The organism is Rhizobium sp. Root1220, from assembly GCF_001426265.1.
Lineage (GTDB): Bacteria > Pseudomonadota > Alphaproteobacteria > Rhizobiales > Rhizobiaceae > Rhizobium.
This window is the reverse complement of the sequence record NZ_LMDG01000036.1, coordinates 35,218-49,088: the sequence shown is the minus strand read 5'-3', so window position 1 is coordinate 49,088 and position 13,871 is coordinate 35,218. Positions and strand designations below refer to the sequence as shown.

At 59.2% G+C, this 13,871-nt stretch carries 11 protein-coding genes and 3 pseudogenes; 4 read left to right on the top strand and 10 right to left on the bottom strand.

The window, feature by feature from the left end; genetic code table 11:
- Positions 1–11: 11 nt before the first annotated feature.
- From phoB to ASC90_RS24975, 8 genes are all read right to left on the bottom strand, one after another.
- Complete coding sequence (phoB, locus tag ASC90_RS25010; RefSeq protein WP_037187663.1) at positions 12–695, bottom strand: phosphate regulon transcriptional regulator PhoB; 684 nt, start codon at positions 693–695, stop codon at positions 12–14.
- A 36-nt stretch (positions 696–731) separates the two neighbouring features.
- A complete protein-coding gene (gene phoU / locus ASC90_RS25005) occupies positions 732–1,445 on the bottom strand; it encodes a phosphate signaling complex protein PhoU (RefSeq protein WP_056546586.1) in 714 nt (237 codons plus the stop codon).
- Positions 1,446–1,488: 43 nt separating this feature from the next.
- Complete coding sequence (pstB, locus tag ASC90_RS25000) at positions 1,489–2,304, bottom strand: phosphate ABC transporter ATP-binding protein PstB (protein WP_056546583.1); 816 nt, start codon at positions 2,302–2,304, stop codon at positions 1,489–1,491.
- Positions 2,305–2,318: 14 nt separating this feature from the next.
- Entirely contained in the window at positions 2,319–3,641 is a 1,323-nt protein-coding gene (gene pstA, locus ASC90_RS24995) for a phosphate ABC transporter permease PstA (protein ID WP_056546580.1), read from the bottom strand.
- Positions 3,638–5,119: a phosphate ABC transporter permease subunit PstC gene (gene pstC / locus ASC90_RS24990; RefSeq protein ID WP_056546578.1), complete on the bottom strand. Its 1,482-nt coding sequence runs from the start codon at positions 5,117–5,119 to the stop codon at positions 3,638–3,640. Before pstC ends, pstA begins: the two co-directional genes overlap by 4 nt.
- A gap of 153 nt (positions 5,120–5,272) precedes the next feature.
- Positions 5,273–6,307: a substrate-binding domain-containing protein gene (locus ASC90_RS24985; RefSeq protein ID WP_056546574.1), complete on the bottom strand. Its 1,035-nt coding sequence runs from the start codon at positions 6,305–6,307 to the stop codon at positions 5,273–5,275.
- A 326-nt stretch (positions 6,308–6,633) separates the two neighbouring features.
- A complete protein-coding gene (locus ASC90_RS24980) occupies positions 6,634–7,860 on the bottom strand; it encodes a biotin/lipoyl-binding protein (protein ID WP_056546571.1) in 1,227 nt (408 codons plus the stop codon).
- A gap of 2 nt (positions 7,861–7,862) precedes the next feature.
- Positions 7,863–8,300: a hypothetical protein gene (locus ASC90_RS24975; protein WP_056546568.1), complete on the bottom strand. Its 438-nt coding sequence runs from the start codon at positions 8,298–8,300 to the stop codon at positions 7,863–7,865.
- 868 nt (positions 8,301–9,168) lie between these two features.
- On the opposite strand from ASC90_RS24975, the pseudogene ASC90_RS24970 reads away from it, so the two are divergent.
- From ASC90_RS24970 to ASC90_RS24960, 4 genes and pseudogenes are all read left to right on the top strand, one after another.
- Positions 9,169–9,555 (top strand): annotated as a pseudogene (locus ASC90_RS24970) (DUF3300 domain-containing protein); the annotation flags it as partial.
- Between the two features lies 1 nt (position 9,556).
- Positions 9,557–9,889 (top strand): annotated as a pseudogene (locus ASC90_RS30160) (DUF3300 domain-containing protein); the annotation flags it as partial.
- 1 nt (position 9,890) lies between these two features.
- Positions 9,891–10,935: DUF3300 domain-containing protein (locus ASC90_RS29005; protein WP_244480449.1), on the top strand; the 1,045-nt coding region annotated here is incomplete at its 5' end.
- 31 nt (positions 10,936–10,966) lie between these two features.
- On the top strand, positions 10,967–11,902 hold the full coding sequence (locus ASC90_RS24960) for a DUF2950 domain-containing protein (protein ID WP_056546559.1): 936 nt from the start codon (positions 10,967–10,969) through the stop codon (positions 11,900–11,902).
- Positions 11,903–12,039: 137 nt separating this feature from the next.
- Here the strand turns inward: ASC90_RS24960 and ASC90_RS28520 are convergent.
- Both ASC90_RS28520 and ppk2 read right to left on the bottom strand, forming a co-directional pair.
- Positions 12,040–12,643, bottom strand: a pseudogene (locus ASC90_RS28520) (AI-2E family transporter).
- 53 nt (positions 12,644–12,696) lie between these two features.
- Positions 12,697–13,530 carry a polyphosphate kinase 2 gene (ppk2, locus tag ASC90_RS24950; protein ID WP_056546554.1) on the bottom strand — a complete coding sequence of 278 codons (834 nt, stop codon included), beginning with the start codon at positions 13,528–13,530 and terminating at the stop codon, positions 12,697–12,699.
- Between the last annotated feature and the right edge of the window lie 341 nt (positions 13,531–13,871).

The window sequence follows — 13,871 nt, the reverse complement described above, 5'->3', positions numbered from 1 at the left end:
CGCGTGTCCCTTTAGGCTTCCATTGAGTATCCGGCGCCGCGAACGGTGCGAATGACATCTTGCATATTGGAGAAGTTGAGCGCCTTGCGCAGACGGCCGACATGGACGTCGACAGTGCGTTCGTCGACATAGATGTCGTGACCCCAGACACCATCGAGCAGCTGTGAGCGCGAGAAGACGCGGCCGGGCGATGCCATCAGGAATTCCAGAAGTCGGAATTCGGTTGGGCCGAGGCGGACTTCGCGGCTCTTGCGGTGAACGCGATGCGTTTCGCGGTCGAGTTCGATATCGCCGCATTTCAGCAGCGACGACAGAACCTCAGGCTTGGCACGGCGCAGCATCGCCTTGACGCGCGCGACAAGCTCCGGCGTCGAGAATGGCTTGACGACATAATCGTCAGCGCCGGTCGACAGGCCGCGAACGCGTTCGCTTTCCTCGCCGCGGGCCGTCAGCATGATGATCGGCAGCCGCTCGGTTTCCGGTCGCATGCGCAGACGACGGCAGAGCTCGATGCCTGACACACCCGGCAGCATCCAATCGAGGATGAGCAGATCGGGGGTGCGCTCCTGAAGCCGGATCTCGGCTTCGTCGCCACGCAGGATGGTGTCAACTTCGAAGCCCTCGGCCTCGAGGTTATAGCGAAGAAGTACGCTCAGTGCTTCTTCGTCTTCAACGACTGCAACTCTTGGGATCATTCGTCTTGGTCTCCTGGGGGCACGGGTCCGGAGCGCTTATTCCGTGACAGCGCCGACGGTGTTGGCGGTGTCGTCCTTCGGACGCTCGCCTTCCGGCTGGGCACCGGTCGCCATATAGTAGATGGTCTCGGCAATGTTGGTGGCGTGGTCGCCGATGCGCTCGATGTTCTTGGCGCAGAAGAGCAGATGCGTGCAGCTGGTGATGTTGCGCGGATCTTCCATCATGTAGGTCAGCATCTCGCGAAATAGCGAGGTATACATCGCGTCGATTTCCTCGTCGCGTTCGCGGATCGACTTGGCGCGGTCCGCGGCGCGGCTGGTGTAGACGTCGAGCACTTCCTTGAGCTGGACGAGCGCCAGTTCGGAGAGATGCTCGAGGCCGCGAGCGAGCTTGCGTGGAACGCCGGTGCTCTGCACGGCGATGACGCGCTTGGCCGTATTCTTTCCCAGGTCGCCGACCCGCTCTAGGTCGGCCGCGATACGGATCGAACCCATGATTTCGCGAAGGTCGGCTGCCATCGGCTGCCGACGGGCGATGGTGATGATCGCCTTGTCACCGATTTCGCGCTCGGCGTGATCGAGGATCACGTCGTCGGAGATGACTTTCTGGGCAAGCGCGGTGTCGCCGTTGACGAGCGCGCGAACGGCGTCGCCGACCATCTGTTCGGCAAGGCCACCCATTTCCGAGATACGGCGGGTCAGGAACTTGAGGTCGTCATCATAGGCGGAATAGATATGTGTCGATGCCATGGGGCTTATCCTTGAATGTCCTGAGGGTTTCCGACGCCGGAGATCAACCGAAGCGGCCCATAATATAATCCTGGGTGCGCGGGTCATCCGGGTTGGTGAACATCTTGTCGGTATCGTTCTCCTCGACGAGGTTGCCGAGGTGGAACATGGCGGTGCGCTGCGACACGCGAGCTGCCTGCTGCATCGAGTGCGTGACGATGACGATGGTGTAGGCTTCACGCAGTTCGTGGATAAGCTCTTCGACCTTGGCAGTTGCGATAGGGTCAAGCGCCGAGCACGGTTCGTCCATGAGGATGACCTCAGGGCTGACGGCGATGGCGCGGGCGATGCACAGACGCTGCTGCTGACCACCCGAGAGGCCGGTGCCGGATTCATGGACGCGGTCCTTGACTTCGTTCCACAGGCCGGCGCGCTGCAGGCTCTGTTCGACGATCACGTCCATGTCGGCCTTCGCCTTGGCGAGACCGTGGATGCGTGGGCCGTAGGCGACGTTTTCATAGATCGTCTTCGGGAACGGGTTCGGCTTCTGGAACACCATACCGACGCGGGCGCGCAATTCGACGACGTCGATGTCAGGATCGTAGATATCATCGCCATCGAGCGTGATCTTTCCGGTGACGCGGCAGTTGTCGATGGTGTCGTTCATGCGGTTCAGGCTGCGCAGGAAGGTGGACTTGCCGCAACCCGACGGACCGATGAGTGCCGTCACGGTGTTTTCGCGGATGTTCAGCTTGACGTCGAACAGCGCGCGCTTGTCGCCGTAGTAAACCGAAACGTCCTGGCCGATCATTTTATACGGAACTGTGTTCATCTTCTGGTCCAGCGCCTTCTCAACTGCGGCTTCCGTCAACATGTTCATGATGTTTACTCCGTTTACCAGCGGCGCTCAAAGCGACGACGCAAGAGGATAGCTCCGAAGTTCATGACGATCAGGAACAGGAGCAGGACGATGATGGCGCCGGATGTGCGCTCCACAAAAGCGCGTTCGGCTTCGTTTGCCCACATGTAGACCTGTACCGGCAAAGCCGTGGACGGATCCATTGGGGTCGTCGGTGCATTGGCGACGAAGGCGACCATGCCGATCAACAGCAGTGGTGCGGTTTCGCCGAGCGCATGCGCCAGGCCGATGATGGTGCCAGTCAGAATGCCCGGCATTGCCAGCGGCAGAACGTGGTGGAACACCATCTGCATTTTCGAGGCACCGAGACCGAGGGCCGCGGCGCGGATCGACGGCGGCACGGCGCGGAGCGCTGCGCGGGTAGCGATGATGATGGTCGGCAGGGTCATCAGTGTCAGCACCAGGCCACCGACCAGCGACGCGGAGCGCGGCAGGCCTGCGAAGTTGATGAAGACGGCGAGGCCAAGCAGACCATAGACGATCGACGGAACAGCCGCGAGGTTGTTGATGTTGACCTCGATCAGGTCGGTCAACTTGTTCTTCGGTGCGAATTCTTCGAGGTAGATCGAAGCGGCGACACCGATCGGCAGGGCCAGGACGAGGACGATCAGCATCAGGTAGAGCGAGCCGATAAGCGCGACACCCAGGCCTGCAGCTTCAGGGCGGCTTGAATTGCCGTTGACGAAGAGGCCGGTGTTGAACTGCTTGTGCAGGGTGCCGCTGGCGGTCATCTGCTGCATCCAGCCGACCTGACGATCGTTGACCTTGCGGTTCTTCTCATCGACGGTCAGGTCGATCTGACCTTTATTGGCAGAGTCGACATTGGCGTCAGCAAGAAGCGTAACGTTGACGGTCTTGCCGATCAGCGACGGATCGGCTTCGACCATGTCACGCAACACGATCGGCGCACCCTTGGAGATCATCGCCGTTGCGTCGCGTACTTCGGGACGGCTCGAGGCGTTGATGCCAAGCGTCTTGACCATGGCGTCGCGGATCAGGACCGGATAGTTGGCCGCAATCAGGACCGACGGATCGGTTGCTCGCTTGTTGTTGGGATCGAGCACCTTTTCGGAGAACTCGATCGGCAGCGTGATCGCCGTCTGTGCGAAGGCCGTGTAGCCCTGGCGGATGACGGTGGTCAGCAGGATGGCGAGGAAAATCAGTCCGAAGGAGATGGCAGCGATGCCATAGGCCTGAAACCGGCGTTCAGCGGCATACCGGCGCTTGATACCGATATCGCGGCGGGCCGGCGCCTTGGAGACGACGACGCCCTGTCCGGAGGAAACAACATCGGTCATTCGTACTGCTCCCGGTATTTGCGCACGATAAAGAGCGCGTAGATATTGAGGCAAAGCGTGATGAAGAAGAGCGTGATGCCAAGCGCGAAGGCGACCAGTGTCTGCGGCGAGGTGAACTCGAGGTCGCCCGTGAGCTGGTTGACGATCTTGACCGTCACGGTGGTCATCGGCTCGAACGGATTGATCTGGATACGGGCCGCGACACCGGCTGCCAGCACGACGATCATGGTTTCGCCGATGGCGCGCGATGCCGTCATCAGGAGAGCGCCGACGATGCCGGGGAGTGCGGCCGGAAGCACGACCTTCTTGATCGTTTCCGAGCGGGTCGCACCCAGACCGAGCGAACCGTCACGCAGCGCGCGCGGCACGGCGGTGATGATGTCATCGGAAAGCGACGAGACGTAAGGGATCAGCATGATGCCCATGACGACACCGGCGGTCAGAACACTCTGGGCCTGGATGAAGTTGCTGTAGTCGCCGGTCAGAAGGCCGTTCACCTGGGACGACAGATCACGCAGGAACGGACCGACGGTGATCAGCGCGAAGAAGCCGTACACAATCGTCGGGATGCCGGCCAGTACTTCGAGCAGCGGCTTTGCCACCGAGCGAACCTTGGGCGCTGCATATTCCGCCATGTAAATCGCCGCAAACAGGCCGACCGGGACGGCGACAAGCATAGCGACGAGACCGATATAGAGTGTGCCAAGCAGCAGCGGGATCAGGCCGAACTGGCCGAAGGAGGAACTGCCGGCACCGGCAAAGCGCGGATCCCAGACCGTGCCGAAGAAAAAGTCAGCGGCCGGAACCTCTGCGAAGAAGTGGGCCGCTTCGGTCAGCATCGACAGGACGATACCGATGGTGGTGAGAATGGCGATCGACGAGGCCAGCAACAGGCCCCAGAGCATGACGCGCTCGACACGGTTGCGGGCCCGGAAGCGCGGGGCGACTTCGCGCAGGGCATAGAAGCCACCGGCAACAGCGATTGCCAGAACCACCAAGGTCATGATGAGGCGGCTGATGCCGCTTTCCGCGTTGAGCTTCTGCGCGCCTTCGATCATGTAGGGCTGCGGTTCGCCGGCAAGCGGAACGCCCTTGGCTGCAAGCTTGGCCTGCAGGCCGGCCGGGTCACTTGCAGCCGACGCAACGTCTTCCTTTTCCAGCAGCGGCAGGCCGCGGGCGATGGCATTGACCATGCCGTAGCTGAGGTTCTGCTGTGCAGAGGACTGCGCCTTGACGTCTTCAGGGAAGGCGCCGCGGACGGAGGATTCGATGATGGATGGGCTGATGGCGAGCCAGGCGCACAACACGATCAGTGCCGGCAGGACTGCCCAGATGGCGGCATAGGCACCGTAGTAGCCAGGCCGGGAATGCAGCGCCGAGGATTTCCCTCCGGCAAGCGCTGTCGCACGGCTGCGCGCGGCCACGAAGGCGACGGCGCCCAGTAGGACGAGGCACAAGAGTAAGACGGATGTACTCATTCGTTAAGGTCCCCAGGCTCTTGGCCCCAAAACGCGAAAACGGCAACCCGCCGGCTTTCGGCTTCCAATCATGGAGTCGTTCAACTTCGTCGTTCCCTTGGAACGGACAAAGGCAATGCCGGCGCGCCTGTCTGGGCGCGCCGGCAAAGTTGATTACATGGTCTTGCCGTCTTCGACCAACTTACGGGTCGCTTCGCGCTCGGCGTCCGGAGCAGCAACCAGGCCGTACTCGACGAGCGGGCTGTCAGGACCAACCATCTGGTCGGATACGAAGAAATTCACGTATTCCTTCAGGCCCGGGATAACGCCCAGGTGAGCCTTCTTGACGTAGAAGAACAGCGGACGGGAAACCGGGTAGGTGCCGTCAGCGATTGTTTCCGGGCTAGGAACGATGCCCTTTACGGTGGCAACCTTCAGCTTGTCAGCGTTGTTTTCGTAGAAGGACAGGCCGAATACGCCAACACCGGTCTTGTTGGCAGCGATGCGTGCCAGCGTTTCCGGATAGTCGCCGTCGATGTCGACAGCAGCGCCGTCCTTACGAACTGCAACGCAAGCCTTGCTCTGAGCAGCCTTGTCAGTGATTTCCTTGGCGATAACATCAAAAGCGCCGGAGTCCTTGCAGCCAGCAAGCAGAACGTTCAGTTCGAAAACTTCGCGGGTGCCGTGCTTTTCGCCCGGGATGTAGGCAGCAATATCAACAGCCGGGAGAGCCGGGTTGACTTCAGACCACTTCTTGTAAGGGTTGGCTACGAGCTTGCCATCGACAACAACCTGGGCAGCCAGAGCCTTGTAGAGGTCGGCAGGAACGTAAGCGACATCAGGGTTCGAGGAGTCAGTCGCGAAGACGATACCGTCGTAGCCGATCTTGACTTCCTGGATGTCGGTAACGCCAGCTGCCTTGCAGGCTTCCAGTTCCTTGGCGTTGATCGGACGCGATGCGTTGGCAACGTCGATCGTGTCAGGGCCCACGCCCTTGCAGAATTCCTTGAGGCCAGCGCCGGTGCCGCCAGATTCGACGACCGGTGTCTTGAAGTCCTTGAAGGTTTCGCCGAAGGTCTCGGCAACAATCTTTGCGTAAGGCAGAACCGTGGACGAACCACTGACCTGGACCTGGTCGCGTGCGGACGCCGCACCTGTGGTGGTGAGCAGAGCTGCGGCGATGACGCAGCTTCCAAAGTACTTGTTCATGGATTTACTCCGGTAGAATTCCGTTAGACGCTAGGGCGTCGGCTACCCTCTAAAGACTGTACGTAACAGTTTTGTGACACTTTTATATCAATTGAAATTCGATCGATAAGCGCTCGGAATGGATGAGCCATCCCCGTCGGGAGCGCACTGATCATTGCAGCCAACCGCCTACAAGGGTGTGACCGATTTGCCAACAGTGCCTCGCAGGTCATTGACCATCAATCGCCTCTCATTCCTTGACACCCTGACGCCGGATCAGCTTGCTTCGACACGCTGATACCGATGGCACCAGCGTGTCGAAGTTGGACAAACCCAGCTACCTCTGTTCAGTGGCCCGATAGCACCAGCGTCTGTACTGGAAGCAGCAGTGCCTGCATCCGGAGTAACATGGCGTGCACGAGCCCGACGGCGTCGACCACATGCAGGAAAAGCCAACGCAATGTGCCGATATTGGGATCGGCAAGCACATCGTGATTGTTAGTATAGGCATTTGCGATACAACTGCTACCCGGTGGGATGCCGTCCAGACCGCCCTCGAACAAGGGTTGCAGGAAGACCGTCAGCGTTCCCGGCGTTGAAATCGACCTTACATCGATAAGCTGGTCGGTCGGACGCAATTGGCCGGCTGCGATCACATCCTGCACATCGGTCACAACAAGTGGGATGATGGTGAACGGCCTCCCGATGCAGGTTGCTTCCGCGATCATCCCCCGCTTGATCACCTGCGCTTCGATCTGGCCGAAGCCTGCGATCAGCGTGCCACGACCCGCCGCCTCCGGAACGAGAATACCTGCAGGGCGCAGCATCGTATTGACGACGTCGCCCGTTCGAAGCGTGAACTGCTGAACAGTACCAGCGATGCCTGCGCGCACGATGGTCTTGTCCAACTCCACCTGCGCCTGAGCGAGAGCGGCTTCGGCGCTGGCTTTCTGTGCTGGCAGCAGTGCACTGATCTTGGCTTCCAGAGTCTGTTTCTTGGCAATCGCAGCAGCCAGGCTTCCCTTGCGGCTTTCGATGGTGTTGGCCAGACGCTCGACTTCGCGGCGGGCGACCGCGTCCTTTGCCAGGAGTTGAGCCTTCATCTCGTATTCAGTTTCGGCAAGCTGAAGAGCTCCCTGCGCTTCCTGGATCTGCCCATCCGCTGTCGCGAGCTCCGTCATGGCCACCGCGGCTTCAGCCTCGAGTTCCGCGATCTGCCGCCGTGCCGTCTCCACGGCCGCTTTCTGCTGAGAGTCGTCCAGCCGGAAGAGCGGTGCGCCAGCGGCGACCTTGTCGTTAATGCCGACATAGACATCATCGACGCGTCCGACCGTTTCCGGCAGGATGGTCACCGTGCGGAACACCGCCGTCACGCTTTGGGTCGAGGGATGGAAGTAAAAGATCATCGTGATCAATGAAATGGTGAGCATCAGGCAGGCCGAGATGCCCCAGCGCAATTCGTACCACATGGAATAAAGGGTGATTTCACGGCCAATTCGCTTTCCCTGACCATACCGTCGATAGAGATAGTCCGGGAAAATGGTCAGCAGGGAGCAAAGCATCAGCTCAAGCATGGTCAGATTCCTTCACGATCGCTGGCACTCTCCGAACTTTCTTCGACGGGCTTCGAGGGCTCATCTGGGACCAACGCTGGGTCGCCGCTGGTTTCGAGGGTGCGGCCGGACAGCTTTCCGAGCGATTGTGCGATCGAGTATAGCGGTGTCGAAAAGTCGGGAATATGCACGAAGGCGAGCAGCAAGCCGGCGATCCAGAAGAGGTGATTGTGTGTAAACAAAGAAATCAGCGCTAACACCGCGACGACCTCCATCTGCACTTTGCTTGTGCGATGTGCCATGCGCTCGGGAACCGCGTGAAGCTGAAAGTATAGATTGCCGATGATCAGGATAACCAGGACCAGGAAGATGACAACGCCGACGAAGAGGTAGTCGGTCTGTCCGGGCTCTGTGATAAAGCCTGGCAAGTGATCGACTGCTGCCGGGTGAAGAGCTTGCATCGTCTGAATCTCCTTTCTGTGAGGTTGGAAATATTCGCAGGCCACTTCTCGCGACCGACGTTGACCACTGCGCCGCCCGTTTGTCGCGTGCTACCTCGATCGTCGAAGCGTCGATCTCAATGGCATCTTCGCGGGCGCGGGATACCGGTGTCATGGTGATCTGTCGGAGGCGGCAGGTTGCACTGATCGAAAAGAGTGTTGTCGCATGATGGCGCCATGGCTTCGAAAGAGCCGAAAGACGCGCCATGATTGCCGGTACATCGCTCTCTTGTGCTCTCAATGCGACTTGTCCACCTCCGTGGTTCGATCCCTTCAGTCAAGCCTCAGGGAACAATAAGCGGCGATCACGCGGTTTACCCGTAGTATCCTGTAACTTACGGCGAACTTGGCGCCGGGTCTTCGGCTTGGTCGCCTTCTTGTGAAGGGGCGCCGTTGTGAGTCGGGAGGCCAAGCGGAATGCATGTGCAATCAGATACGATGCAAGCGCCTCAGCGCAACTTGGCAATGCATGCTATTCGAGTATCAAAATGTCAGCCCGTTGAGACAGAGTGAACGGACTTCTGCGCAATTCGTTTGCCGGCTGGGCGCCACAACATTTTTGGTGACAAACTTCGGGATGGTACCCACCGTAAATGTTGGACAGGACCGTAGCATCGCGTAAGTTACGCCTCTCCGAAAGTCCGGTAGTATAGTGTTTCGATGTGTCCGGGGAGGGAGCGTATCAAAGGCAGCATTTTCGCGCAACGCGTCGGCCAGCAGCGCTTGCCGCGGCTCAATCCGATCAAGGTAGTGCTGCGTGGTCAATCGCGCTAGGCTGGCCGAAATGCTCCAAATCCCCAGACGCTAGATGAGAGGAGGTCGACCCGTGATGAAAGCAAGATCCTTCAGATTGCTTGCCGGACTGTCCGCGTTGGCGCTCGTTTCGACGTTTTTCGGTCCGGCAGCCTATCCGCAGACGCCAGTACCCGCGTCGAAGCCGGTTTCCGCGCCGACAGCGGCCGAGGCGGAAACCGGTCTGCTTTCCGACGACGAACTCGCGGTTCTTGTCGCGCGCATAGCGCTCTATCCGGACGAGCTCGTTGCCGCAATCTCAGCGACGTCGCTTTTCCCCCTGCAGATCGTCGAGGCCGAGCGGTTTCTGGAGGCCAGGAAGAAGAAAAGCGATCTCAAGCCGAAGGAAGATTGGGACGGAAGCGTCATCTCGCTGCTCAATTATCCCGATATCGTCAAGATGATGAGCGAGGACCTCGACTGGNCGACGCACCGTCTTCATTCAGCTGCGGCTTTTCTTTGGAGGCCAGGAAGACAAAAAGCGATCTCAAGCCGAAGGAAGATTGGGACGGAAGCGTCATCTCGCTGCTCAATTATCCCGATATCGTCAAGATGATGAGCGAGGACCTCGACTGGACCCAGTCGCTGGGCGATGCGCTGACCAATCAGCAGAAGGATGTGCTGATCGCCATCCAGCAGCTTCGTGACGAGGCGGTGGCGAAAAACGTCATCAAAACCGACGACAAGGTCACGGTGGTGGTGGAAAACGAGAATGTCGTCATTCGTCCGACCGATCCGGAAAAGGTCTACATTCCGCANGAAAAACGTCATCAAAACCGACGACAAGGTCACGGTGGTGGTGGAAAACGAGAATGTCGTCATTCGTCCGACCGATCCGGAAAAGGTCTACATTCCGCAATACCCACCCGAAATGCTCTATCAACCGGGATATGTTGCAGAGCCGATCTCTTATTATCCCAATCACTACGATAGCTATTACTATCCAGGCGCCGCTTTCTTCGCCGGGGAAATGCTCTATCAACCGGGATATGTTGCAGAGCCGATCTCTTATTATCCCAATCACTACGATAGCTATTACTATCCAGGCGCCGCTTTCTTCGCCGGYGCGGTGACGGGCGTCGCGTGGGCGGCCATCGTCAACTGGGATGATTGGGGCGTCTGGGGTGGCGGCTGGGGCAACGACCTCGATATCGACTGCAACAACTGCTTCAACGACCGGAACTTCAATGGCAAGGTCAAGTGGAACGACGTCGACTGGTCCAAGGTGGACCGGAGCAAGTTGAGCATCGGAAAGGATCAGCTCGCCAAGCTCGATCGCTCGGCGATCAAGTCCGGCCTACAGTCCGACAACCGCAACCAGCTCAAGAACAAGGTCAGCGATCGCCAGGCGAACCGCGGACCGGGCAGCAGGGATGTCGGCGTCCGTGCCAACGATATTCGCAAGGGCACTGTGGAGGGACTAAAGGCAAATCCGAGGACCGGTGCGGGAATTGCTGCCGCGAACCGGCCTGGCGCTTCGCGTCCGGATGCCCGCCCTGACAGGGCGGCCAACCGCCCTGCGAACGCGGCCAACCGTCCCTCGAAGCCGGCCGCGAATGTCAACAGGAAGGCAGCCGCATCGAAGATGGCGGCGCGTGCGGACAACCGTCCACGCCAACCAAGCGCTCTCGGCAACATGCAGTCCGGGCGTCGCGAAGCAGTTGCTTCCCAGCGGGGCGGGCACAGCATGGGAGGCGGGCAACGTGGCGCGCCGCGCGCCGCGCAACATCGCTCGCGCCCAATGCCACATGGCGGCGGTGGCGGTCGTGGCGGCGGCCGTGGTGGTGGTGGCGGACGGCGCTAGGTTGCAGCCCTCAGATTTTCGGAGATGAACAATGAGACCACAGTTGAAATTGACTGCGCTGCTGCTCGGAACGTCTCTCGCTGTGGTGTCCGCAGTTCCTTCCACGGCCCAGATGCAGACAAGCATTTCTGAATTCGCTGCCGGCAACCCGCCGTCATTCGACGACCCGTCGGCCGCCCTCGAGCGGCTCAAAGCGGTGCTCAGCGCCAACGATATCGATGGCCTGGCAAGTCTCCTTGGTCTGGACGCTGCCAAGCTCAGGTCCAGCAACGACGCCATGGCAAGCTATGACCTCATCCGCGAGGGGGCAGCCCGGCAGTTGCGCCTTCAGGATGTAGGAGATCGCAAGGTCGTTGCCGTGGGAGACATCCTCTGGCCCTTGCCATTCCCTCTGTCCCAGGGAAAAGACGGAAAGTGGGCGTTCGATACCGAGGTCGGGTTGCAGGAAATTGTCAACCGCCGGATCGGCCAGAACGAACTCGCGACCATTCAGGCGATGCATGATTACGTGACCGCGCAGTATGAATACGCGCGCATCGACCAGGATGAGGACGGCGTCTACGAATACGCGCAGCGCCTGATCAGCACTCCCGGCAAACGTGATGGCTTGTACTGGCAGCCCGACGTCTCCGACGAAGCGAGTCCTGCGGGTTCTCTGATCGAAGCAGCGGCCTTCAACAAAGCCAAACGCGGCGAGGGATATTACGGCTATCGTTATCGTATCCTGACGGCTCAGGGCTCCAACGTGATTGGCGGCCAACAGAACTACGTCGTCAACGGCAATTTGACAGGCGGCTTCGCGCTGATTGCATGGCCGGTCAAGTACAGGGAAACTGGAGTCCAGACTTTCATCGTCAACAACGCGGGCATCGTCTATGAGATGGATCTGGGCGCGCGTACCGAGGAACGCGCCGCGGCGATCAAAGAGTTCAATCCGGACGCCAACTGGAAGATCGCAGAGGACTAGCGTTTCCGCGATGCCAAGGCAGCGGTCAGAGGATTGCGGTCACTTGCCGTGTCGGCGTCGGCTGCATCGGGCCCTACCGGGATGACTGCGGGGCCGGCACGGCTTCCTGAATCAAAGGATGTTCCCCGGACGATATGTCAGGGCTGCCTTTCTCCCTGGACTTCGCGGCTTTTATCCATTTGCCCACCACCGTCGATCGGCACCGACGGCGGCAAAGGCCATGCCCATGCGAGCAGCAGGTCGTAGAAGACACTGAGGACAATCGGCCCAAGAAACAGGCCTATCAGACCATGCGAGATCGTACCGCCGATAACCCCTATAAGAATGACCGACATTGGCGTCGAGAGTCCCCGCGACATCAAGAGCGGCTTCAGGATGTTGTCCATAAGCATGACAGGTACAGCAACGATCGTGAACGCGAACGACACGCCAACCGGCCACGAGAACCAGGCCCAAATGATTGCGGGCACCAGAATGAGGCCGGGTCCGGGCAATCGCTGCCAATATCGGGCGGCGACCCAAGAGCCGGCTCAGGAAATCGAAGATGGGGTAGAGCGCGACAGTCAAGATGCCCGCCCAAACTACGATCAGGGCGAAGGGCGCTATTATCTGCGCCGACCAGTAAGCGAAGACGGCGATAATACCGAGGCGAACAAGGTCACTGACCCGTGCCTCGATGGATATCTGGCTCGATCGCGCTACAACCGGAGTTTCATCTTTCACCGATGCGTCGACATTCATCGTCCTGACTCACCTCACGATCGCCGGCTCTGATCGCCACGGCATTTCAAAAACTAGGTCGTGAGATCGGGGACGACATGGCGGATGTGCTGATCCTCGACATAGTCGTTCGGTCGTTTCTGCCGCTTTCCCAGATCCGGAGCCTCGAATTTGACGCGTTCATAAGGGATCGACTTGAGTATGTGTGTTATGCAATTTATGCGTGCTTTTTTCTTGTCGTCCGACGGGACAATCCACCACGGGGCGTGTTCACTGTCGGTCATTCGGAGCATCTCGTCGTAGGCGTGAGTGTAGTCCCACCACCGACGATAGGACTCAACATCCATGGGGCTCAATTTCCACTGCCGAAGGGGATCTTCAATTCGCCTCTTGAACCGGCGTTCCTGCTCCTCCTCGCTGACCGTGAGGAAATATTTCAACAGCAAGACGCCGCTTTCCACGATCGCCGCCTCAAAGCGTGGAGCAAGTTCGAGAAAGCGTTGCGCTTTCTTCTCGCTGCAGAACCCCATTATTCGGTCGACACCAGGTCGATTATACCAGCTGCGATCGAAGATAACGATTTCCCCAGCGGCCGGTAGATGCGCGATGTACCTCTGCATGTAGATTTGAGATTTTTCACGATCCGTCGGAGCCGGCAGCGCGACGACCCGGAACACACGCGGGCTGACCTTTTCAAGGATGCGCTTTATCATTCCGCCCTTGCCCGCGGCATCGCGACCTTCAAAAATGATCACGACTCTCAAGCCCGACTTCTTGACCCATGCCTGAAGATGGGCAAGCTCAACCTGCAGTTTCTCGATTTCCGTGTCGTAGTTCCAGGGCTTGTCCTTCTTCTTCTTTTCCACCTTGGCCGACTGTTCATGGTCAGGCTGATGCGTCTTGCTCATGCTTCCCTCCCTTGATGCATTGAGATGCCGACGCTCCGGAGCGCGGGGTTCTAAGCTGCCATGCAAATCCAGGTACCGTTTGCGCCCTCCGCCCGGAGCTAACCCCCAGACTGCAGTCCAAGACATCAACCTGCGACGGCATCCAGTGCCGGTCACAGTCAATCCGGCGGATATTAGCTCGGATGAAGCTCCGTTGCCCGTAACATCATGTAGTATCTATGGTTACTTGCCGCGAGATATTGAGGACGTCGCTCGTGTCGCGTCACGGCGGCCGGAGGGCTGCAGCCACCACAGTATTATGGATGCCCAGATGCATCCTGTATCTTCATGTATTATACATC

Bases quoted from the DNA above. Each gene is read 5' to 3' on its own strand.
- ASC90_RS24960 (WP_056546559.1), top strand. From the start codon at position 10,967: ATGAGACCACAGTTGAAATTGACTGCGCTGCTGCTCGGAACGTCTCTC.
- ASC90_RS24975 (WP_056546568.1), bottom strand. From the start codon at position 8,300: ATGCAAGCTCTTCACCCGGCAGCAGTCGATCACTTGCCAGGCTTTATC.
- ASC90_RS24980 (WP_056546571.1), bottom strand. From the start codon at position 7,860: ATGCTTGAGCTGATGCTTTGCTCCCTGCTGACCATTTTCCCGGACTAT.
- phoB (WP_037187663.1), bottom strand. From the start codon at position 695: ATGATCCCAAGAGTTGCAGTCGTTGAAGACGAAGAAGCACTGAGCGTA.
- pstC (WP_056546578.1), bottom strand. From the start codon at position 5,119: ATGAGTACATCCGTCTTACTCTTGTGCCTCGTCCTACTGGGCGCCGTC.
- ASC90_RS24985 (WP_056546574.1), bottom strand. From the start codon at position 6,307: ATGAACAAGTACTTTGGAAGCTGCGTCATCGCCGCAGCTCTGCTCACC.
- pstB (WP_056546583.1), bottom strand. From the start codon at position 2,304: ATGAACATGTTGACGGAAGCCGCAGTTGAGAAGGCGCTGGACCAGAAG.
- pstA (WP_056546580.1), bottom strand. From the start codon at position 3,641: ATGACCGATGTTGTTTCCTCCGGACAGGGCGTCGTCGTCTCCAAGGCG.
- ppk2 (WP_056546554.1), bottom strand. From the start codon at position 13,530: ATGAGCAAGACGCATCAGCCTGACCATGAACAGTCGGCCAAGGTGGAA.
- phoU (WP_056546586.1), bottom strand. From the start codon at position 1,445: ATGGCATCGACACATATCTATTCCGCCTATGATGACGACCTCAAGTTC.